Origin of the sequence: Dyadobacter sp. OTU695, assembly GCF_038440355.1 — a bacterium.
Taxonomy (GTDB): domain Bacteria; phylum Bacteroidota; class Bacteroidia; order Cytophagales; family Spirosomataceae; genus Dyadobacter.
In genome coordinates, this window is the sequence record NZ_JASATN010000084.1 from 1 (window position 1) to 568 (window position 568).

The following is a 568-nucleotide window of genomic DNA, read 5'->3' on the forward strand; positions in this document are numbered from 1 at the left end:
CACAAAACAGCCCGGCAGGAATCTGCCGGGCTGTCGGTTTTTGTAATACTAGAAAAGGCATTGATTATCAACTAAAACTTATCTTGCAATAAGCAGCTTTTGTGTGTTTAGTGCCCCGTTCAGGTCGGTGATTTTCAAAAGATAAGCACCTGGTGCCAGCTTTTTGACATCGATACCCTCGGTAGAAACAGCGGCGGATTGATAAACAGAAGTCCCGTTGTGACTAAGGATTTCGACATTTTTGACCGAGGCTGGTTCAACGCCGTCGAGTTTGACAAAATCCGCTGCCGGGTTGGGGTAAAGGGCAATTCCCCTGCCCTCCGTGTTGACCCGACGGATGACACTATACGCGAACGTGTTATCCTGATCCACCATCTTCAATCGGTACAGGTTCTGGCCTGGCAGAGGTTCCTTATCAGGGAATGAATAGTTCTGCACGGTTGTACTTTCCTTACCGGACTCTACCGATCCTATTTTATTCCACTGTTTGCCATTGGCACTGCGTTCGATCTCGAATCGGTCGCTGTTGATTTCTTCACTGGTCGACCAGGAAAGCAGTGCGGTTTTG

1 protein-coding gene is annotated in these 568 nt (G+C 48.4%); it reads right to left on the minus strand.

Features of this window, described 5'->3' with window-relative positions:
* Nucleotides 1-78: 78 nt before the first annotated feature.
* The coding region (locus tag AAHB90_RS32535) for a T9SS type A sorting domain-containing protein (RefSeq protein ID WP_342089499.1) at nt 79-568 on the minus strand (490 nt) is incomplete at its 5' end.